A 21,645-nucleotide genomic window follows, 5' to 3' on the forward strand; every position below is an offset into this window, starting at 1 on the left:
CTCAGTCGGTAAAAATTGAACTTAAAAAATGAACGAATAAAAAATTAACTAAAAATATGAATAAATAGAACAGTTTATTCATTCATTATTTTGTTCACATTTTTCATAATTAAATAAATAATAATAAATTCAATAAAATCAATATGTTAAATTCATTTAAAAGTTGGCATATATAGTGCTAACTATGCTTTATATCTATACTGAGCAGCGTCCGAGACGCGCTCATTTGTTTTTGAACTGGAGTACAATTATATGAAATCATTTAATCGCACGTTCTTAATCGCTTTAAGTGCTATTACCGGCGGAATTGCTGTAGGCGCAGTTGGACTTGGAGATACAAGCAACGTGCGGTTTGACGATGCAGCATTACTAATTGGGCATGAGGTTCAAGAGCCGAAGTCTTATATTATACAGGGAACAGATTCAGAGAATTTGGCTGCGGTAGTAGAAAAGGTAGGCGGAAATGTTAGTAGAGAATTCCCTATCATCAATGCGATCAGCGCTGTGCTTACTCCAAAACAGGCAGAAAAAATCAAACAACTGGGCAACGTTAGAGTGCAAGACGATCGCCAAGTTCTCACTATGAATGGAAACTCAGTCTTTAACTTTATGGTGTCGAGCACGGCGAAGAAAAACAAAATAGACAATCATATTGCGCGTCACGTCAATGCCGACAAATTACACGATATTGGTCTAACTGGACAAGGCGTAACCGTGGCGGTAGTAGACAGCGGTGCAAATTTTGGTGGTAACATTGGTGCCAATCTATTCAGAAATACTAGTGGCAGCGTTCGTATCCCGGTTAAATACGATGCATTTACTAGTCGTGTTAATTTTAGGTTTAATGACGACCAAAACGGGCATGGTACGCATGTATCTAACATTATTGCGAACAGCTTGATGTCAGAAAATAATAAGTTCAACGGCATTGCACCAGATGTGAATTTGCTGCCAGTAAAAGCATTTAATCACAAGGGAGAAAGCAGCTATTCAAAGGTCTTAGATGCGTTAAATTGGATTTTTGTGAACCGCTATCAATACAACATAAGAGTCGTGAATCTATCTTTAGGTGCTGAGGTACAATCAAGATATTGGCAAGACCCTATTAATCAAGCAGTTATGCGTTTATGGGATGCTGGCATAGTGGTCGTAACATCTGCAGGAAACAACGGTAAAGACATGGGGATTTCGGTACCGGGCAACAACCCTTACGTAATAACCGTGGGTGCAACAACAGACAATTACACACCATTTGACCCGGCTGATGATCGCGTGACCTCATTTTCTTCAAAAGGCCCCACCTATGAAGGTTTTGTAAAGCCTGAGATTGTGGCGCCAGGTGCTCGCATCGCGGTGAAAATGCAAGGCTCATTGATTGCCAAAGCAATGCGTAAAAGTGCGACCGGTATCGATTATTCTGAAATATCAGGAACGTCACAGGCCTCTGCTGTTGTTGCTGGCGTGGCAGCGCTAATTATTCAAAACGACCCGTTTATAACGCCCGACAACGTAAAATGTAAAATCGTAGCAACTGCAAAAGCTGCGAAAGTAAATGGCAACTTAGCGTTCAGTCCGTTTAAGCAAGGTGCAGGTATAGTGAACGCGTATGATGCAGTAATGAGCCAGGCGAGTGACTGTGCCAATCAGGGGCTGAACATCGTACAAGATCTTATGGGTATTAAACATTTCTTTGGCCCTGTGGTAAAAGCCCCTTCAGGCGAACTTCAGATTCTTTTACCTTCTGGTGGGGTATTGACCGAAGGTTCTCATTGGTCTACTGGCGATATCGCTGTAGAAGGCTCACATTGGACAGTAGGTAATATTGGCTTAGAGGGTTCGCATTGGTTGCAAGGGACAATGGGCCTTGAGGGTTCACACTGGGCACAAGGCATGATGGGTTTAGAAGGAGCGCATTGGAGCACTGGTGATTTAGTATTAGAAGGCGCGCATTGGACTGCTGGCCAAGTGGGTCTTGAGGGCTCACACTGGACGCAAGGCGGAGTAGGTCTAGAAGGTGCTCATTGGATGGAAGGAACCATGGGCTTGGAGGGTTCACACTGGGGAGAAGGCATGATGGCCATTGAAAGTGAGGTAGGCAACTTGCCACCTATCGACCCGAACGCAGAAATTACGATTGACGAAAGTGTTTGGCAATAAAATGCAAAGCTATAAAGGCCGCTTAATTTAAGCGGCCTTTTTTTTAATAAATTACTAGGTAATGCCGATACCTTGCTAATAAGCATCGATTGTAGAAAATAAACTGGTAGCCAAATGAATTGGAAGATAACAGCCCAAATACCAAGAGTGTTCCTCCTCTCCCTCAAAACAGCGTACCTGTGTTTGATGGTGGCGTTGATTCAAGGTAACGTGGCATTCGCAGCAATAGATAATGCTAGATTTCAAAAATTGGAAGTTGCCGACAGTTTGTCAAATCAAAATATTAACGTTATTTTTCAGGACAGTACTGGCTTTATTTGGTTTGGTACGCAGGAGGGCCTTAACCGATACGATGGCTATAGAATTGAAACATTTAATCAAATCTTTGGTGATAAAACATCGCTTTCATCTTCATGGATCAACGCAATTGTTGAAGACAATAACAATAAGCTCTGGGTTGGCACACGCAGTGGCGTGAATCGTTACGATCCTAACACCCGTCGCTTTGAGCAATTCAATACATCTGAAGACGGGCAAGGCATTAACGATGAGGTTGTACGTGATGTTTGGAAAGATAGTAAGGGTGTGATTTGGGTTGCGACACGCAAAGGCCTAAATAAGTTTATTGAAAATGAAAATCGCTTTAAGCACTACAATTTTGCAAACGATGAAGGTGAATCGATTGAAGCGTATGACGTGGTAATGGACCTCACCGGTGCATTTTGGCTTGGCTCTGAAAAGAATGGTCTATTCCGTTTTGACGGTGAATCTGAGCGTTTGGTTAAAGTGGTCCCGCAATTTTATGTGGATGGTAAGTTAAAAACCGTGCGCATTCGTTCGCTGTTTATTGACTCCCATCATAAGCTTTGGATTGGTACCAATAGTGCAGGTGTTTATCGCTTAGATTTTACTGCGCAAAAGTCTGAAAATATGGAAGAAGCGGTGGTTAAGATCCCAGGCATAACACAGACTTCGGTAATCGATATTATCGAGGACGACAACGGTACTATTTGGTTTGCTAGTTCTGATGGCTTGGTCTATTACTCAAATGGCAAAGTTGATGCAATGGTCAGTAGTGATACCAACAAGTTTTCAATCTCAGATAACATGGTGATTAGCATCATGATTGATCGCTCGGGTGTGTTTTGGGTGGGTTCATTTAAAGGCGTAGACAAGTGGAACATTTCGACCACGCAATTTGATCAGTATTCGCTATATGCACCAGAAGGCAAGCGCCTATCTGGAAACAATATTACCCTAGTAAATGCGCTGCAAGACGGCAGACATCTTGTGGGTAGTTATCAAGGTTTAGATTTTATTGATCCTGAAACTGGCGATGTTGAGTCTTTCCGCGCTGACCAATCCAATCCTAATAGCCTCAAAAGCAATTCAGTTATGTCGGCTAAGCAAGCAAGCGACGGTAAGCTATGGCTAGGCTATCGCGGCAGCGGCTTAAGCTATTACGATTTAGAGAATAAGACCTTTACGCATTTTAAAGCCGACACTTCAAATCCCAATGCGCTGCAATCAAATGGGATTACGGCCATTAAAGAAGCATCAGACGGGACCTTGTGGATTTCCGCTTTTGAAGGTGGAATTAGCAAGTTCCATCCGGAGCAACAAAATTTTACGACCTTCAAACACGATCCAACAGATCTCTATTCAATCAGCAGTGATCGCGTCATGTCTATTTATGAAAGTTCTGACGGTTTGCTATGGTTAGGCACTTGGGATAATGGGGTCTCGATTTTAAACCCCAATACCGAAACGGTATTTCGTATTCAATCGGAGCCGGACAATCCCGGCGGCCTAAGTTCAAACTCTGTCTGGTCAGTTCTTGAAGATTCCAATCATAATATTTGGATTGGTACTCAGGGCGGTGGCTTAAATTTATTGAGTAAAGAAGACAGAGATGCTGCAAATATTCGATTTACTAGAATTACGCAACAAGAAGGGCTGCCCAGTAATGTTGTTTATGGCATTCTTGAAGATGATTCAGGGATGTTATGGCTGAGCACCAACAGAGGCTTGACTCGTCTTGATCCTCAGACCATGAAAATTAAGAACTTCACGCAGGCTCAAGGCTTACAAAGCAGTGAGTTTAACTCCGGTGCCTATCATAAAACCGATTCAGGCATGCTGATGTTTGGCGGACCGTCGGGAGTTACCACGTTTATGCCATCTGAAATTCAACCAAGCACCCACAAGCCCAAAACGGTTATTACGTCATTTAATCGACTCAATACACAACTCTATATACCTGATGTTATTAACGAGCAAAACCAAATTGAAATCACTCATATAGATTATCTAATTGGCTTTGAATTTGCAGGCTTAGACTTCACCTCCCCAAAAGACAACCGCTACCGATATAGACTGATTGGATTTGATGATAATTGGATTGATAGCCGTGAGTCTAGAACGGCGACTTACACCAACTTGCCAGGGGGTCGTTACACATTCGAAGTGATGTCGGCAAACAGCGATGGAGTTTGGAATGAAGATAGCGCGAAAATCAGCCTTATTGTGCATCCTGCACCTTGGTTCTCGCCTTATGCGTATGCACTTTATGCGGTCCTAATTATTCTATTTATTTATTCGCTATATCGTTACTATCAAAACAAAATGCACGCGCAAAGTCTGTATAGAGAATCACTTGAACTCGAGGTTAGTAATCGCACGCAAGAGCTAAGCCAGGCCAATGAACAGCTACATAGAGCAAGTATTACCGATCAACTTACGGGCTTGTTTAACAGGCGTTATTTATTCGATGTTATCGAAGATAAATTCAAAGAAGTCTACGAAAAATTTACCAACGCTATCGAGCTGCAATCTGCCAGACATCATTCAGGACCACGCTTATTTTTTCTGATGTTTGATTTGGACGGATTTAAACCTATTAATGATACCTATGGGCATGACGCAGGTGACAAGATGATCCAACAAGTTGCCCACTTGCTGAACGAAGTCTGTCGCATGACCGACACGGTTATTCGTTGGGGCGGCGATGAGTTTGTCGTTATCGGCGAAATCGACGATGAATCAGAGGTAACCGCCCTTGCAGATGCGATTCGAAAAACGATCATGAAACATGGTTTTGATATCGGTTTAGCGCAGCGTATGCATTTATCTTGCTCTATTGGATTTTCTCTGTATCCATTTAGTCATCACTCTCCAGACTCGGTCAGTTGGGAGCAAGTCCACTTACTCGCTGATAAGGCGCTTTATATGTCTAAAGACAATGGACGCAACACTTGGTCGGGTATTGTTCAAGCAGAACATTCGGTGCCGTTTAGCACCATGAATGCCCTAAATCAAAAGTTAGAAGCGGCAATTTCTAGCTCTGATGTTCGTGTCCTGCGACATGAATCTGAATAGCGTTGCACGGCTATAGCGGACACAGCAAAAAAAACCAGCGCCTTGCTGGTTTTTATGTAAATAACCTTAATTTGCACAAGTTATTATCAAAGAATGGGTTTAAATAATCTTAGAGGTACTTAAGAGGATTGATAACTGTGGGCGAATATTTGAGGGCTTTAAAGAAAGAATCACGTAATAAAATGTAGATATTTATATCTGCCTTAGCCTATAGAGAACGTTTCAATTTATATAATGTTGGCTCACTCACCCCAAGCAGTTGCGCGGCATGCGTCATATTACCTGAGCCCTGTCGTAAAATCATAGCCAGTAAACGCAGCTTTAAAGTGTCTAAAGGTTTCGCTAAGCTGACCTGGCCCGACGCAATACTTTTCAGCAATTCAGCAACTGTGGCCCATGCGGGTGGATAAGCCTCAATCGTAAATGATTCGGCTTTATTTGCCTTGCGCCTAGCGGTACTTATGGGAATTTGTAAACGACTGGCAATCAGTTTATTAGTTCTGCACTGCTGAAATGTGAGCTGAAACAGGCTCATTTCAATCCACGTACCTATCTCAGACTGATAGTACTCGTGGGATGCATATATCTGTTTGAGCAGAGAATCGATGGCTTGGTTGTAAGCCTGGAGCCAATCTTCACCATCCAATTTCCCCATAGTAGCGGGTATCTCGTCATTTAGTGCGGTAGTCTGCTGTTGAGCCACATCTCCAAGTTCAGGCTCGTAATGCTCGATGGTATTTTTAGATATTTCATGCAGATTTTGGCCATTGCTAGTTTCGCGCTCGGCCTCTTGATATATCTGAATATTAATGTCGTCAAATAGGATTTCATTACCTTGGCACATTAAGCTAGCCTGCATTAGCTTATTTTCTAGCTCACGAATATTGCCGGGCCAGTGGTAAGCATGCATTTTTGCGAGGGTTTGCGGGCTCAAGTACTTACGAGTGGTCTCAAACTGATTGGCAAATTTACTTAAAAAGTGTTGAGAAAGTAATTCTAAGTCCTCAAGTCTGTCGCGAAGAGGCGGATTATGGAGCGTTACTACATTTAATCTGAAATATAGATCTTGTCTGAATGCGCCTCTTTGCACTTCTTTTTGCAGATCTCGATTAGTTAGAGCAACAATTTTTACATCTACTGATATGGCCTTATTACTGCCTACGGGAGTAAAGTGCTTCTCTTGCACAAAACGTAAAAGCTTTGGCTGCATAGACATTGGTAATTCGCCGATTTCGTCCAACACAATGATGCCGCCATCTGCCGCTTGAATTTTACCCACCGTATGACTTTGTGCACCGGTAAATGCGCCTTTTACATAGCCAAAAAGTTCAGACTCGATGAGAGTTTCAGGAATCGAGCCACAGTCAACAATCACCAGAGGCGCTTTATTTCTAGGGCTAAGATTGTGGATCGCATGAATCAGCTTCTCTTTACCGGTGCCGCTTTCGCCAGTAACCAGTATGGTAGTATCGGTTTGTGCCGCTCGCTGAGTTTGCTTCATAATAGTTTGCATACTTTCTGAACGATAGACTAAAGCACTTGACTTTAAACCAGTCTTTATTGTGTTCAGCTCTTCAGCCAGTTGTGCATTTTGCTGCTCTAAATTACGATTTAGTTCGTCTTCTAATTGGCTGCGTTTGAGCGCTTTACCAATTTGTCTTGCAAACCCCGCGAACAGCATTACCGAGTCGTGGGTTAAGTCGAGAGTTTGTTCTTGACCGACTAAAAAGAAGCAGGCATTTAGTTCGGCGCCTAATGGCACCAATAGAAAACGCTCTTGTTCATTTTGATACTCAACGTGTCTGCCGTTTTCAATAGCATCTTTGCTAAGCTTGCGAAGATCTTTTTCAAACGTGGTACTTTTAATATTGAGTGGCGAAATATCGGCCATTTGTGAAACTGAAATGGCTTGTTCAAATGGACTGTATTGATCATCTGAAATAATTCCAGCAGCGCTAAACTCAAAGGTATACGCTAACCTTTCAACGACGTTAACCAATAGACGTGCAAACTCGTGTTCATCAGCGATTATCGATGAAATATCCCAGAGCAACAACATGTTCCGATAGTTAGTTACATTATCGGGTGTAAAAATTCCGCCGATATAATTAAAATCTTGTTCGTCATATTTAAATTTGTCTGCTTCCCAATGCACAATGCTAGGTTTATCTGAGGTTTGAGCTGCCTTAAGTGCTTGTTCAGCTCGGCTGATCATAATGCTAGAAGGGGAGGCGTCTTCACCAACACAGTCTTCGGCCGTAATGTGAGCAACGCCAACATTGAAAGACAAACGAATGGCATTTTTTAAATAGGGCCGGTTGTGCAACTCAGTTTGCAGTTTTTGCGCGAGCTTGAGTCCTTCATCAACGCTATTTGCATCGCTAACAATACCAAATAGCGCACCGCCAAAACGGCAGGCTTGATCGCCCAAACGCGTCTGCTGGTTGATAATTGTCGCAATTTCATTGAGCACTTGATCACCCTTTGCTTGACCAAATTTTCGATTAACGATTTGAAAATCTCGGCAGTGGATCATGCAAAGATTCATGCCAGAGGAGGTGATATTCTCATCCACCGTTCGCTGCAATGCGTTTCTGCTTTGCAGTTTAGTCAAACTATCTACGGTCAGACCTTGAAATTGAGCAAATACACTTGTGCTGGTATATAAACATGCGCATAAATGTAAAAGTTGCTGTTGTTCTCTTGTGTTTATCTGGCTGTTTTCTGAGTGTGCAAGGTTCAACAACCAATTCGGAAAGACCTGCTCGGTTAAGAGTTCTATTTCAATTTGTCGCTCTTGTTTAGTTTGAATAATTGTTTGTCTGCGCTGTTGCTTACCTTGTTCACTAGTGTGCTTATGTATGCATATTAGCATGCGCTGTTTGTTGGACACGGATAGCGCAATCGACAGTTGTTCAACAAAGAACGCTGATTCCACTGCAAATTCTTCCGCTTGGCGTTGCTGGACTGTGAGTAAAGCAACGCTTAAATCACCGATCTCAAGGCGTTCATGATCCTTTTGCTCTAGCCCACTAACACGCAAATAGTCACTATCCGTTAATAAACGAATGCTTTGCAGCAATTGCTCAGTGGCCTGTTTTGTCAGTTTTATACTCAATGAAAACGTGTCAACAGTCGGGGATTTATAGGAAAGTTATCGGCTAAGAGTCTATTTTACTTAGTAAAAAGACCCTATTTATACTATGCTGTGCAGTTATCAAGGCACCTCTATTCAAGGCCAAAAAAAGGAGCAAAAAAACGTGTTATCCAATACAGGTTTGACTGCTATTCTGATTGTATTGCAATCGATGTATAGCATCGCGCTTATCCCATTGCCAATGGATGTGTCTGCTTCCCTCGCAAACAATCAAGCCTTGTAGTGGTAAAAAGCGAATGATGGCCCACAAAAAAGAAACCTTCGCGCAGACACTATATCGTTGGTTGTATTCATTGTTTTTAATAGCCTGTCTACCGCTACTTTTGTTGCTGTTTAAGAAAAAGCTAAGGATGGATCCAAACTACTCAGGCCAGCCTCGAAAGTTCAACGAACGCTTTGGTTGTGTGCCTACGAAACTAAGCGGCGGAGGTATTTTAGTGCACTGTGTTTCGATGGGAGAATTGAATGCTTCTGTGCAGTTGGTCAATAGATTACAAGAAAATTTCCCAGAACTCCCGATCACGGTAACCACTACCTCTACTACTGGCGCAATGCATGCCTATACTCTTTACAAAGACTCTGTACAGCATTTGTTTTTACCCATAGATATTCCATTTTTCATGCATTCGTTTTTTAACAAGCTTAAGCCTAAATTAGTGCTCGTGACGGAGGTTGAGATTTGGCCAAATATGATTCATCAATGTGTAAAACGAGACATCCCCCTGTGCTTGATAAATGCGCGATTGTCAGATGAGTCACTGCCGATGTATCAGAAGTTAAGCTTTCTTCTGCGCCCTGCACTCAGACAATTTGATGTTATTTGTGCACAGAGCCAAAGCTCTTATGACAACTTCACAAAAATGGGTGTGTACAAACCCCAGTTGAAACTGACTTTAAATATGAAATTTGACATAGAGCCTAGTCAAGATGACGAAGTAAAAGCGACGTTGCTGAAAGATAAATATGGATTCGGTGATGGGCCAATTTGGTTGGCAGCCAGCACCCATGAGCCGGAAGAAAAGTTTGTATTAAATGTGTTTGCAAAGTTACTCACCAACTTTCCTACTCTGCGATTGATACTCGTGCCTCGACACCCTCATCGTTTTGATGATGTTTATCTGATTGCGAAGGCCACGGGGTTGACTGTCACGCGCTTAAGTGATGATGATAGGGCCCAAGCCCAAGTGACAGTTGTTGATCAGATGGGCTGGTTGAAAGCCTGTTACTGTATATGTTCTCAGGCTTTTATTGGTGGCAGCATCGCGCAAAAAGGCGGCCATAATGCTTTGGAGTGCGCAATGTATGCAAAACCTATGGTGATGGGTACCAGCATCTTTAATAATCCTGGAATTGTCGAAATGTTGAAGGCACAGGGGTCTTTGGACTTGATTGAAAGTGAAGAACAGTGTTTTGAGAGGCTAAAGGACTTGCTACTCGATGCTAATATCAACGAAGCAAAGGGTCAGGCTGGTTTAGCGGTGTTGCTTAATAATCGCGGTGCGGTAGAAATGACTTATCAACAGGTCACCGACTTGTTATAAAACAGCCAGCAAGGATGCTGGCTTGATATATTAAATATCGCTAAGCAAAGACCACGGTTTTGTGCTGGCAAATAATGACTCTATCTTCAAGGTGATAGCGTATGCCGTTGGCCAAGGCGTTAACTTCGCAACGCTTACCCTTGCGAACCATATCTTGTGAACTGTCGCTATGGCTGATGCGCATAACCTCTTGCTCGATTATAGGCCCTTCGTCTAAATCTGAGGTCACATAATGACAGGTTGCTCCGATTAATTTGACGCCTCTGTCGTATGCCTGTTGATAGGGCTTAGCACCAGCAAAAGAAGGCAAGAAACTATGATGGATATTCATGATCCGACCAGCATATTTTTCACATAGATCTTCCGGCAGAATCTGCATAAATCGGGCAAGCACGGCTAAATCAATGTGGTAATGCTCTAATAATGACTCTACTTGTTGAAAGCCTTCTTTTTTATCAGCAAAGTCCACGTAGTGAAATGGTACTTGATACCAATCTGCGTATTGCTGCATGCTTTTGTGATTAGCAATAATGCACGATATATCGCAATGTAATTCGCCGCTGTGCCAACGATGAAGCACATCGTTCAAGCAATGTGATTCATGGCTAGCAAGCAAAGCGACTTTGCGCTTTTGTTCGGAATGCATCATTGACCAATTCATATCATATTGTTCAGCTAAGCTGGAGAATGACTCTTTTAAAGTATCGATATTCACAGTGAGAGAATTGGCATCTATTTCATGGCGCATAAAAAATCGACAAAGTTGCATATCAGTATGATGGCTTGCTTCTAAAATATTAACTTGATGAGCGGCAAGAAACTCCGATACGGCGGCAACCAATCCGACTTGGTCGGGGCAGTCAATGATAAGACGAATAGACGAAGACAAAAAGCTTTACTCCAATTTGTATATAAATCAATGTACTAAGGCTTTTCCAAGGGGTATTGAAACACTCAGGCGTGAATTTTGCTTTTATTAGAACACCCACAAATACCAATACTAACAATATGAATACATATATTGAAAAAGCGTTACTCACCTATTGTGACACGACTCAAACCTTTATCGCCAGACAAATTGCGTATACCACCTTGACCAATGCAGGTTTTACCGACAATGATTTACAAAAAGTTCTTGAAACCGGACCTGAAGCACTGCAAGTGACTATATTTTCTGCCTGAGCAATAAAATAGATTTAAAGACTGATTTACATCAATCAGTTGTGTGCTTGTTTTATTAATCTACTAAAGTCTCATAACACCTGTCATGTAGACACGTTATAACTGCTGCAATATTCGTTATTTCGTACATTAAAAGGATAAATTGTTATGGCAAGAGTAGCATTAGTCACAGGCGGCACTCGAGGAATCGGTGAGGCCATCTGTACCACGTTAAAAAATAAAGGTTATATAGTTGTCGCTAACTATGGCGGTAATGACGCAAAGGCCGCTGAGTTCACCGAGCGCACTGGCATTCCTGCAGTAAAATTTGATGTTTCAAATTTTGAAGCGGTTAAGCAGGGCGTCGCTGATATTGAAAGTACCTATGGGCCAGTGGATGTATTAGTTAATAATGCTGGTATTACTCGAGATGGCACTATGCATCGTATGAGCTTCGAGCAATGGGACGCAGTCATCCAGACCAATTTAGCGTCTTGTTTTAATACCTGTAGAACTGTTATTGAAGGCATGCGCGACAGAGAATTCGGACGTATTATCAATGTAGGCTCGGTAAACGGACAAGCTGGTCAGTATGGTCAGGTGAACTATGCGGCGGCTAAATCGGGTATCCATGGCTTTACAAAAGCCTTAGCACTTGAAGGTGCCGGTAAAGGGATTACTGTTAATGCGATTGCTCCGGGATACGTTGATACCGATATGGTGCGAGCAGTACCAGCAGAAGTGCTCGCAAAAATCATTAAAACCATCCCGGTTGGTCGTTTAGGTAAGCCTGAAGACATCGCTAACAGCGTTGCGTTTTTAGTAGATGATGAGTCTGGTTTTATTACTGGCTCTACACTGTCTATCAACGGTGGCCAGCATATGTACTAAAGCCTGCTGTTATCCGCTAGGCTTCATGTGTTGATAGTCTTGAAAATAAAAAATGCAGACCTGTTATGGGCTCTGCATTTTTTTATTACTATTGCTTAGCTAGGCTTCGAAGTAATTCAACAGTTTCTGGCGAAGGGAAACCATCGGGTACAAGCGCATTACTGGCTTGAAAGGCCCTCAGGCCAGAACGGGTAGCGGGTCCAATAATACCGTCAGCTCCGCCTACATCGAAACCCAGTGAGTTTAGATTGCGCTGCACTTCAGCCATTTGTGCAATGCTATACTTTGGTAAATCCGGCAATGGTGCCACTATAGCGGCACCGCCAATAATACGGTTTGCCAATTGGCCCACAGCGATCCCGTAAAACTCAGAATTATTCCAGCGCAGTATGGTTCTAAAGTTCCCGTATGTCAGAAATGCTGGACCACTGGCGCCGGCAGGTATCAACAGTTTCGCGGGGATATCTATGTCGCCCAAAGGTGTATTGTCTGTTTTTGTGACACCTAAGGAGTTCCACTCTGCAATAGGACGTGATGCTTGACCGGCTAAACTGTAGTCAAAGCCTTCGGGTAGGGATACTTCGCGACCCCAACGTAAGCCTGGCGTCCAGCCAAGCTTCCATAAAAAGTGGGCGGCTGACGCGAGCGCGTCTTTTTCACTTTCCCATAAGTTCACAATGCCATCATTATCGCCGTCGATGGCATAATTGGTGTACGCGGTTGGCATAAACTGAGTATGGCCCATCGCTCCTGCCCAAGAACCCTGCATTTGTGCTTTATTGAGATTTTCTCGATCCATTAACTTAAGGGCTAAAAATAATTCTTGAGTAAAAAACGTCGCTCTGCGTGGCTCGCATGCAAGAGTTGCGAGCGAATCCAGTGTAGACATTGTGCCTTTAAAGCCACCGTAGTTAGTTTCTAGTCCCCAAAATGAAATAATGTAGTGTCCAGGTACCCCATACTTTTCAGTTAATTCATTCAAAAACTCGCGATAGATTTGAAACTTTTCGCGGCCCTTATCAATACGCCACTGATTGACTCGCTTGCTAAAATAGTCAGGGAAGGTGGACACAAATTCTGGTTGCGAACGATCTAATTCAATTACGCGAGGAACAAAGTTAAGATTTGAAAACTCATTATCAATGCGAGCTTGACTCACGCCTGCCTCTAGCGCTGCTTGTGCTTTTTCCGTCAGGCATGTTGAAAAGGCTTGTCGCTGCAGTTCGATATACTGCTGCAGCTCATCTGCTCTAACAAAGCTTGCGACAGAACAAAAAGTGATGAGTGCAATGAGAGGAAAACGTTTCAAAAAGATAGTCCTTATCTTGGAAGCTAAGTTAGTTAGAGAAACTCTAACTAACTTAGTTCAAAGGTACAAATGAAACCGTGTGCAAAATACTACTTTTCTTCAGTACTGGTCGCTTCGGCAGGCTCACTGTATTTATTGATAAACTCAGTTACCACTGGACGTATGTTTTTACGATACATCGAACCACTGAAAATACCATAATGACCAGCACCAGATTGTATATGGTGCTTGCGCATATCGTTCGGAATATTTTTGCAGATAGTTTGTGCCGCTTCGGTTTGACCAAGGCCACAAATATCATCATTTGCACCTTCAACCGTTAACAAAGGCGTATTGGTAATGGCGTCAAAATTAACGGTCTTTCCTTGATAAGTAATGGTCTTGTTGGCGACTTCGTTGTTTTTGAATATCCGCTCAATCGTCTCAAGGTAAAACTCCGCGGGCATGTCTAATACAGCCATGTACTCATCGTAAAACGCACGGAAACGATCAGCATCTTCATCTTCGCCAAACAATAAGTTTTGGAAGAAATTTTGATATTTTTGCATATGTGACTTTTGGTTCATTGAAATAAACCCACCGAGCTGCATAAAGCCCGGATACACCTGACGCCCTTCCCCAGGGTAGCCAACAGGCACTTGCATGATGGCTACATTTTTATACCAAGGCATGGGATGGCGGTGTGCAAATTCATTTACCCGCGTTGGATTTTTGCTGGTATCTAATGGGCCGGCCATTAGGGTAAGTGATTTAGGCGTGTTAGGGTTGTTCTCTTCTGCCATGACTGCTGTGGCAATCAATGCCTGTACGGTAGGCTGACAGATAGCAATCATATGCGTGTCTTCGCCTAAGAAATTTAAAAATTCAATTAAATACGATACATAGCAGTCAAAAGAGAAAGGGCCTTCTTCTAAAGGGACTTCGCGGGCATCGGCCCAATCGGTAATATACACTTCGTGCTCTGGCAGTAATGCCTCAACAGTGCCTTTCAGCAAGGTTGCATGATGCCCAGATAAGGGAGCTACAAGCAGTACTTTGTCTTTATCGGTATGCCCGATAGTTTTAAAATGGGTAAGATCGCAAAATGGTTTGCTTAGCACAATGTCTTCACGAACTTTGAATTTTTTGTCGGCAATAGTGACTTCTTCGATGTTAAAACCGAGTTTGTCATAGCGACGAGTTACGCGCATAGCGGTTTCAAGTGTGGCTTTGGTTAGCCGGCCAGTCCACGTATAAGAAAAAGGATTGGAGGGGTGAGACACCAAATCGCTCATTATACCTAAACCCTCATTCATCATTTCGCCAGTTCGGGCTAGGTAGTCATAGGCCTGATAATTCATATTCATCTCCAACAGGACAGAAAAAAAAACTCCAATCAACTACATCTTTAAAAGGGTTGATTGGAGTCTTTGACAGCATCAATCATAGATTGACGCTATTATATTTAGCGAGCTAAACGAGTGCAAACTTACTTGGTAGCTGCAGTCATTTTAGACGTCATTTCTTCGCTAAGGCCTTTGATCATCGCGCCAGCTTTCTCTTGAGCACCGCTTACTAAAGTGTAAGTTTCTTTCGCAGACTCTGTAATCGTCGTCTGTAAGGTTTCGAGATAGGCTTTTTGCGCTTCAGCAAGGCTCATTACGTCTTTTTGTTGGCCAGCAGTTTCTGCAAAAGACACACCGCTCGATAAAAGCGTTGTAAATAATGCATTTTGCTTTTCAGCAAGCTCTTGTAAAACACTCATGTTCAATGTAGCTAGTTCAGTTACAGGCTTAAGTGAATCTTTGAATTGCTCGTTCATTTTATCGATCATTTATATTCTCCAGAATAGTAAAGTAAAAAAGTTAAATTATGCGGTTTTCGGTTGTTCTGCTTTTACATCAGCAGGGCTTAATGTCGCTACAGTTCTTTTAGGCGCGGCCTTTTTGGCAGCTGCTTTAACAGGTTTTGCTGTAGTACTTGCAGTCGCCTTTGCCGGCGCTGCTGCTGTTTTCTTTGCAAGGGCTTGTTTAGCCGGTGCTGTTGAAACTTTAGTTTGCGTTACCGCGCTTTCTACAACGGGTTTTGTAGGCACTGCCGGTGTAGCTTCTGGCGTTACCGTTTGCTTTATCACTTTGCTAGAAGCGGCGTTTGCTGAAGGCGCTTTCTTAGTGGGGTTTTTTTTAACCGCTACTTTTTTCGCTACAGGTTTTTTTACCAGCGGCTTTGCCGCGGTTGTAGCAGTGCTGGCAGATTTATCAGCGGCGATATTACTCGCGCTCGCGCTTAATTCTTGCGCTGCATTTTTACCGATGCTAGATAGAGCGCCGTAGGTAGTTTTTGATGCGCTAGTGAGTCGCTCTCTAAGCGATTCTGCGTAAACAGATTGCGCAGCAACTACACCTTGTATTTCTGTTTGCTCGAAAAGGGCGCCCATCAGCCTTACACTGTCAGTCATTACGCCTGAGAAGAACACGGTTTGCTGTTTTGATACCAACTCAAGTGCTTTCGCATTCATTTCGAGCAAAGTACTGGCTGGCTTTGTAGATTTTTTCAATTCTTGTGAAAAGTTACCAAACATCATCTTGACCTCATTGAATTTTAAATGGTGCGAAATCACATATTGCTGCACTGCAACATCGCTGATATTCAGATAATAGACAATTCAGAATAAAGATCAAGGTATATTTTGTTGCAGTGCAACATTTTTTTCTTAAAAAATAAGAAAACAGGTGGGTTTAATGGTTAAGTATATGAATTTAATAGATGAATTATTTCTTACGACTTTTGTCGTACTGCCATGCCGCCATATTCTTCTCCATCATCTTATTGAATAGTGCCATTGGAGAATTATCGACGATATTTTTCATCATGCCCTGCATTTTATCTTGCTGCTCAATAAATTGTATTAGGCTCTGCTCTAAATACTGGCGTACAAACACCTGCATATCACTGTCATAAAATCGGATCAGGCTTTTTAATAGCGCATCGGTGAGTAAAGATTGATGCTCTTCGGTTTCTGATTCACTGATGATTTGCAGTAAAATACTCTTTGTAATGTCATTTTCAGTTTTGGAGTCTACGATGCGAAACTCGTGACGCTCGTTGATCAGCAGCTTGATATCTTCAAGATTCACATATTGACTTTTAGAAGTGTCGTATAAACGGCGGTTGGGATATTTCTTGATTATGATCACGTAAAATGACTACCTTATGGACAAATATATGGCTGAGTTTGAGGTCTGTTAACTGCAAGCTCAGCCTGATCTTGGCCGCTATTGTATCACTCTAGTCTTTTTAATACATAATTACCCGGTGCTTTACAAAGGCTAGGATAATTCTCATGAGCCCCAGGTGCACTGGCCGAGCTGCGTTTCCCAGATTGAGGCTTCAACCACTTATGCCAGTCTTGCCACCAAGAGCCAGCCTGCTCCGTGGCGCCGTCTAGCCATTGTTCTGGTGTATCGCACAATGCGTCATTGACCCAATGGGGATATTTACCACCTTTAGTGGGGTTGATAACGCCGGCAATATGCCCCGAGCCTGCCAATACAAAGCGAGGCTTACCTGCAACCAGCTTGCTTCCCTTGTAAGCGCCTTTCCATAAAACAATATGATCGGCAATGGTGCTAAGAAAATAGCTAGGAATATCGATCGCACCCAAATCGATAGGGATGTCATCGATGACAACTTTACCGGGTTCTTTCAGTGCATCTTCCCAGTATGTCATACGCAAATATTGCTTGAAGCATGCGGCGGGAATATTGGTTGAGTCGCTATTCCAATATAGAATGTCAAAAGGTGCAGGATCTTTGCCTTTTAAGTAGTTTTCAATAAAAAATGACCAAAACAGAGAGTTCTCACGCAACAAACTAAAGCTCATGGCAATGATCCTGCCATCAAATACGCCTTTACTCTCGGCTTTTTGTTCTATCATCGGCAGCATATCTTCAGAAAAATAGTTACCCACTTCACCAGGCTCAGAAAAATCCAATAAGGTCGTCAAGAGTGTTAAAGAGGCTATACTTTGGTCTCCTTTACCGCGCAAATACGCGGCGGCAACCGCACATAGGGTTCCTCCCACGCAAAAGCCTGTAAGGTTTACCGTGCTTTGCCCACTAATTTGCTTTACTACCTCAATCGCAGTCAGCGGACCTTTGCGCATATAGTCGGCAAAATCGTAGTCAGCTAACTCTTCTTGAGCGTTTACCCACGAGATCATAAATACATTGTAGCCACTTTGGAGTAAGCCTTTTACCAATGATTTTTTCTCTTCTAAATCCATAACATAGTATTTATTGATAAATGGCGGAGTGACCAGCATAGGAATGGCATGTTGGGTTTTTGAAGTTGCTTTATAGTGGATAAGCTCGATCAGTTCGTTACGAAAAACGACGTCTCCTTCTGTATACGCCAAATTTTTTCCAAGGGTAAATGCCTTAGCATCAGATTGGCGCATCTTAAATGCTTCTAAGGGGCTTTCTTCCAGGTCTTCTAAATAGGCCTGCATGCCTTTTACTAAGGACTTACCTTTGGTTGCTAAAATTTCGTCGCAGACTTCTGGGTTGGTCAATACAAAGTTGGTCGGCGACAGAGAATTTACATATTGACGGGTAAAGAATTTCGCCTGCTCTTTTAGTTTTGGGTCAGTAAATTCTATTGAGTCCACCATATTCGTGACCATTTCGGCATTGATCAAATAAGAGTCTTTTATATATTTATAAACCGGATTGTCATCCCATTGCTGATGCGCAAATCTGCGATCTTTAGATGCCGGGGTTGCTTTGGTATCACCCATTACCTCGCCGAGCATGACCTTACTGGCTGCTTGCCATAGTTCGGATTGTTTTTGCATGTACGCAAACTGATGCTGCATAAGCTTGTTGGCGTCAATTTTGGTATCACTATTGAGTAAATGCTCAAGGCGCTCTTGATTAAAAGGGTTGGGGTAATTGCTGCTACCCTCTGCGCCTGCGCGGCTGAGAATTTCTTGTGCCATCTTATTAAAGACAGTGGCGTATTTATCGAGATACGCTAGCACTTCAGATTCGTCTGTACCCATGTTTGTTCCTTACGAGAGTAAGCTCCCGAAAATTGCGTGTTTACCCACTACTTAGCGCTTTTTTTCGCTTGGGGCTTCATAAAATTTGCCATCATATTTTGATAGGCAGAAAAGCCATTTACGCCCTGTTCAAGTGCGGGTTTGATGATGCTTTCAAATGCTGCTTGGGGATCTTCCTGACACTTTTTAAGTGCCTCAGCCGTAATACTTTGATGCAGTTCACTAAAATCAGGCAATCCAAACATCTCTCTTGCTTCTGCAGGTGTTAGTTCAAAATCAATGCTTATTTTCATGATCAGCTCCAGCGCCAATTTGTTGAACTTTCAGACTAAGCATCTGCCTGACTAATGTCTAGTCTTATCGACTAAGGTAGCACTAAGATTTCGTGCAAAACCGTTTTGTAGCTCCGAGAGAATGCGAGTCAAATTTGCTAACAATAATGACAGCCAAATGTACTGCGCTGATGTTAGACTAAGCAGGTAATTGCGCGTGGAGCGCATAAATAATAGGTGTTGTTGTATTTTGAAAATTTTGAGCATGTTGTTGTTGCCATTTAAGTGGATAAAACGTCACTTCTTTAAGCTCGCTTTTATCGGCGTGGTGATTGTTGTCAGCTACCTCATATATATCGACGCGCAGGTCAAACAACAGTTTTCTGGGAATAAGTGGGAAGTGCCTGCGCAAATTTATGCGCGTCCATTACGTTTAGAGCTTAAACAAGAAATATCGATAGCAGAGATTAAGGATGAGCTCAGTCTATTGGGCTATAGGCAAGTAGCGACGGCCAACGAAATAGGTGAGTTTAGTCAAGGAAAAGACACCTTAATCATTTATCGACGCGCCTTTCAATATGCCAACATAAGTGCGCCGGATAGAGTGTTGCAGGTAACTTGGCAAGATTCGCGTATAAGTGCTCTGGATTTGTTAGATACGAATGAGCGCGCTAAAAGCGTGATGTTAGAGCCTTGGTTAATTTCTCGTCTAGTAGGCGGCCTGTCTGAAGATCGCATGCTCATGCAAGACAGTGACATTCCTGAAATGCTAAAAATTGCTTTAATTCAGGTGGAAGACAATGATTTCTATGATCATCATGGAATTGCTCCACTTTCAATAGTGCGGGCCCTAATTGCCAATATTGTTGCTGGGCGCACCGTGCAAGGCGGCAGTACTTTGACTCAGCAATTGGTTAAAAATCTTTATCTAACCCGTGAGCGCAGCTATATCCGCAAGCTACGTGAGGCAGCCATGGCAATCGTTATTGATGCCAGATATACCAAAGAAGAGATTCTAAACGCCTACATTAACGAAGTATTTTTAGGTCAAAACGGCGCAGTTGCGGTGCATGGTTTTGGTTTAGCCAGCCACTTTTATTTCAATAAGCCGCTGCAGGAATTGGAGCTGACCGAAATTGCGACCTTGGTTGGTATGGTTAAAGGCCCCTCGTTTTATCATCCGATTAGACACAAAGAGCGCACTTTAGAACGGCGTAACCTAGTCTTGCGTATTCTTTTTGAAGCGCAATATCTAAATCCTAGCGAGTATCAGGAAGCAATAAATGAAAAGCTAGTGACGTCTAGCAGTCCAAGTTTAGCGTCAGGTCAGCACCCCGCATTTATGGACAAAGTGCGTGATGAGTTATATTCGGTTGTGCCCACAGCTGAAACAAGACTATCGGGAGTGAAAGTATTTACTACGCTCGATATTAACGCTCAAAGACGGGCTGAATTGGCCTTGACCAGCACCATAGCAAAACATGCTAAATCCCGTAATTTGCCTGACATGCAGGCGGCTATGGTGGTCACCGATATCGCCAGTGGTGAAATTCGGGCGATTGTGGGTGGCAAGCAAGCTGAGTTTGCAGGGTTTAATCGGGCAATAAATGCCTATCGGCCGATTGGTTCATTGATAAAACCGGTAGTGTTTTTAGCTGCGCTTGAAAATCCATTTGATTATAATTTAGCCACGCGTTTGGCAGATAAGCCAGTAGAGTTTGATGACCGAGATGGAAAGAAATGGCGGCCACAAAATGCGGATAAAACCTTTCGCGGTGACGTGTCATTATTAGACGCACTGGTTAAATCCTATAATGTTCCTAGCGTCAACCTAGCCAGTCAAATAGGTTTTAATGAAGTTGCTAGTACCCTGCAGCGCTTAGGCTACAGTAAGACAGTTGAGCCTCTGCCGTCACTGGCATTAGGCGCAATCGAACTTTCTCCTTTGGAGGTGAATCAGTTATACCAAGTGATCAGCAATGGTGGCTTAATGAAACCGCTGCACGCGCTCACTGCAGTGACCACTCATGACGATCAGCTAATTTGGAAGAGAACGCCCAGCGAGCAGCGCAGAGCCGATGAGGACGCGACATATTTACTCAACTATGCCTTGCATAAAGTTACCAAAGAAGGCACCGCTAGCGAATTAGGTAAAGCTTTTCCAAGGGTTAATATGGCAGGAAAAACAGGCACAACAGATGACTATAGGGACAGTTGGTTTAGTGGCTTTGACCGTAACTTAGTGAGCACCGTTTGGGTCGGTAACGACGACAACACGCCCGTGAATATGTCGGGCGCATCTGGCGCCTTGCCAATATTTATGGCATTTGAGGCCAAGCACTCCCCGAAAACTTTGTCTCGCGCGTTTCCATCGACCTTAACTATCGCTCATTTTGATCAGCGCACTGGGGCACTCACACAAGCGGGTTGTCCCAATTTAATCAGTGTCCCAGCAATTAAAGATGCACTTACTCCTCCACAGAGCTGCAAGCAGATGCAGCAAAATCCGGTCGAGCCGCCTAAAAAGAAACGCTCGTTATTAGACCGTATTTTTAATTGGTAACATTACCCGCAAAATGTAAATTGGGCGCAGCGTAAAAAGCATTAATAAGCCACGCTGAGCGATAAGCGAGCAGCCCAATTTGGTTCAATTGCACCATGTGAGTGCAGGCTTTCTCAATAACAGCCTCCCTTAATATCTTAACTCATTGAAAGATATAAACTATTTTAGTTGGCAC

The 21,645-nt window shown here is 43.0% G+C and carries 15 protein-coding genes; 6 read left to right on the forward strand and 9 right to left on the reverse strand.

What is annotated here, in order from left to right:
• Window positions 1–252: 252 nt before the first annotated feature.
• Window positions 253–2,157 carry a S8 family peptidase gene (locus AB9H30_RS05030; RefSeq protein ID WP_371193549.1) on the forward strand — a complete coding sequence of 635 codons (1,905 nt, stop codon included), beginning with the start codon at window positions 253–255 and terminating at the stop codon, window positions 2,155–2,157.
• 114 nt (window positions 2,158–2,271) lie between these two features.
• Window positions 2,272–5,535, forward strand: coding sequence for a two-component regulator propeller domain-containing protein (locus AB9H30_RS05035; RefSeq protein ID WP_371193550.1), 3,264 nt, complete (start codon window positions 2,272–2,274; stop codon window positions 5,533–5,535).
• Between the two features lie 208 nt (window positions 5,536–5,743).
• Here the strand turns inward: AB9H30_RS05035 and AB9H30_RS05040 are convergent, their stop codons facing one another.
• On the reverse strand, window positions 5,744–8,653 hold the full coding sequence (locus AB9H30_RS05040; RefSeq protein WP_371193551.1) for a sigma 54-interacting transcriptional regulator: 2,910 nt from the start codon (window positions 8,651–8,653) through the stop codon (window positions 5,744–5,746).
• A 275-nt stretch (window positions 8,654–8,928) separates the two neighbouring features.
• Between AB9H30_RS05040 and AB9H30_RS05045 the strand changes: the two genes are divergently transcribed.
• Window positions 8,929–10,233, forward strand: a complete 1,305-nt coding sequence (locus AB9H30_RS05045; protein ID WP_371193552.1) for a 3-deoxy-D-manno-octulosonic acid transferase — start codon at window positions 8,929–8,931, stop codon at window positions 10,231–10,233.
• A gap of 40 nt (window positions 10,234–10,273) precedes the next feature.
• Here AB9H30_RS05045 and purU read toward each other — a convergent pair whose 3' ends face one another.
• On the reverse strand, window positions 10,274–11,122 hold the full coding sequence (purU, locus tag AB9H30_RS05050; RefSeq protein WP_371193553.1) for a formyltetrahydrofolate deformylase: 849 nt from the start codon (window positions 11,120–11,122) through the stop codon (window positions 10,274–10,276).
• Between the two features lie 56 nt (window positions 11,123–11,178).
• Between purU and AB9H30_RS05055 the strand changes: the two genes are divergently transcribed.
• Window positions 11,179–11,415, forward strand: a complete 237-nt coding sequence (locus tag AB9H30_RS05055) for a hypothetical protein (protein ID WP_371193554.1) — start codon at window positions 11,179–11,181, stop codon at window positions 11,413–11,415.
• A 147-nt stretch (window positions 11,416–11,562) separates the two neighbouring features.
• Window positions 11,563–12,285: an acetoacetyl-CoA reductase gene (gene phbB / locus AB9H30_RS05060; RefSeq protein ID WP_371193555.1), complete on the forward strand. Its 723-nt coding sequence runs from the start codon at window positions 11,563–11,565 to the stop codon at window positions 12,283–12,285.
• 88 nt (window positions 12,286–12,373) lie between these two features.
• On the opposite strand, the gene AB9H30_RS05065 is transcribed toward phbB, so the two are convergent.
• From AB9H30_RS05065 to AB9H30_RS05095, 7 genes are all read right to left on the reverse strand, one after another.
• Window positions 12,374–13,594 carry a lytic murein transglycosylase gene (locus AB9H30_RS05065; protein WP_371193556.1) on the reverse strand — a complete coding sequence of 407 codons (1,221 nt, stop codon included), beginning with the start codon at window positions 13,592–13,594 and terminating at the stop codon, window positions 12,374–12,376.
• An 89-nt stretch (window positions 13,595–13,683) separates the two neighbouring features.
• Entirely contained in the window at window positions 13,684–14,934 is a 1,251-nt protein-coding gene (locus AB9H30_RS05070; protein WP_371193557.1) for a polyhydroxyalkanoate depolymerase, read from the reverse strand.
• 128 nt (window positions 14,935–15,062) lie between these two features.
• Complete coding sequence (locus AB9H30_RS05075; RefSeq protein WP_371193558.1) at window positions 15,063–15,407, reverse strand: phasin family protein; 345 nt, start codon at window positions 15,405–15,407, stop codon at window positions 15,063–15,065.
• A gap of 36 nt (window positions 15,408–15,443) precedes the next feature.
• Window positions 15,444–16,157, reverse strand: a complete 714-nt coding sequence (locus tag AB9H30_RS05080; RefSeq protein ID WP_371193559.1) for a phasin family protein — start codon at window positions 16,155–16,157, stop codon at window positions 15,444–15,446.
• A 187-nt stretch (window positions 16,158–16,344) separates the two neighbouring features.
• Window positions 16,345–16,770 carry a polyhydroxyalkanoate synthesis repressor PhaR gene (gene phaR / locus AB9H30_RS05085; RefSeq protein WP_371193560.1) on the reverse strand — a complete coding sequence of 142 codons (426 nt, stop codon included), beginning with the start codon at window positions 16,768–16,770 and terminating at the stop codon, window positions 16,345–16,347.
• A gap of 86 nt (window positions 16,771–16,856) precedes the next feature.
• The gene (locus AB9H30_RS05090) at window positions 16,857–18,635 is read right to left on the reverse strand and encodes a PHA/PHB synthase family protein (RefSeq protein ID WP_371193561.1); all 1,779 of its coding nucleotides are present in this window, start codon (window positions 18,633–18,635) and stop codon (window positions 16,857–16,859) included.
• A gap of 47 nt (window positions 18,636–18,682) precedes the next feature.
• Window positions 18,683–18,928, reverse strand: coding sequence for a hypothetical protein (locus tag AB9H30_RS05095; protein ID WP_371193562.1), 246 nt, complete (start codon window positions 18,926–18,928; stop codon window positions 18,683–18,685).
• 229 nt (window positions 18,929–19,157) lie between these two features.
• On the opposite strand from AB9H30_RS05095, the gene mrcB reads away from it, so the two are divergent.
• Window positions 19,158–21,470 carry a penicillin-binding protein 1B gene (mrcB, locus tag AB9H30_RS05100; RefSeq protein ID WP_371193563.1) on the forward strand — a complete coding sequence of 771 codons (2,313 nt, stop codon included), beginning with the start codon at window positions 19,158–19,160 and terminating at the stop codon, window positions 21,468–21,470.
• The last annotated feature ends 175 nt before the right edge of the window (window positions 21,471–21,645 follow it).

The sequence above is a fragment of the Glaciecola sp. SC05 genome, from assembly GCF_041380235.1.
In the GTDB taxonomy this organism is placed as follows: Bacteria; Pseudomonadota; Gammaproteobacteria; order Enterobacterales; family Alteromonadaceae; genus Glaciecola.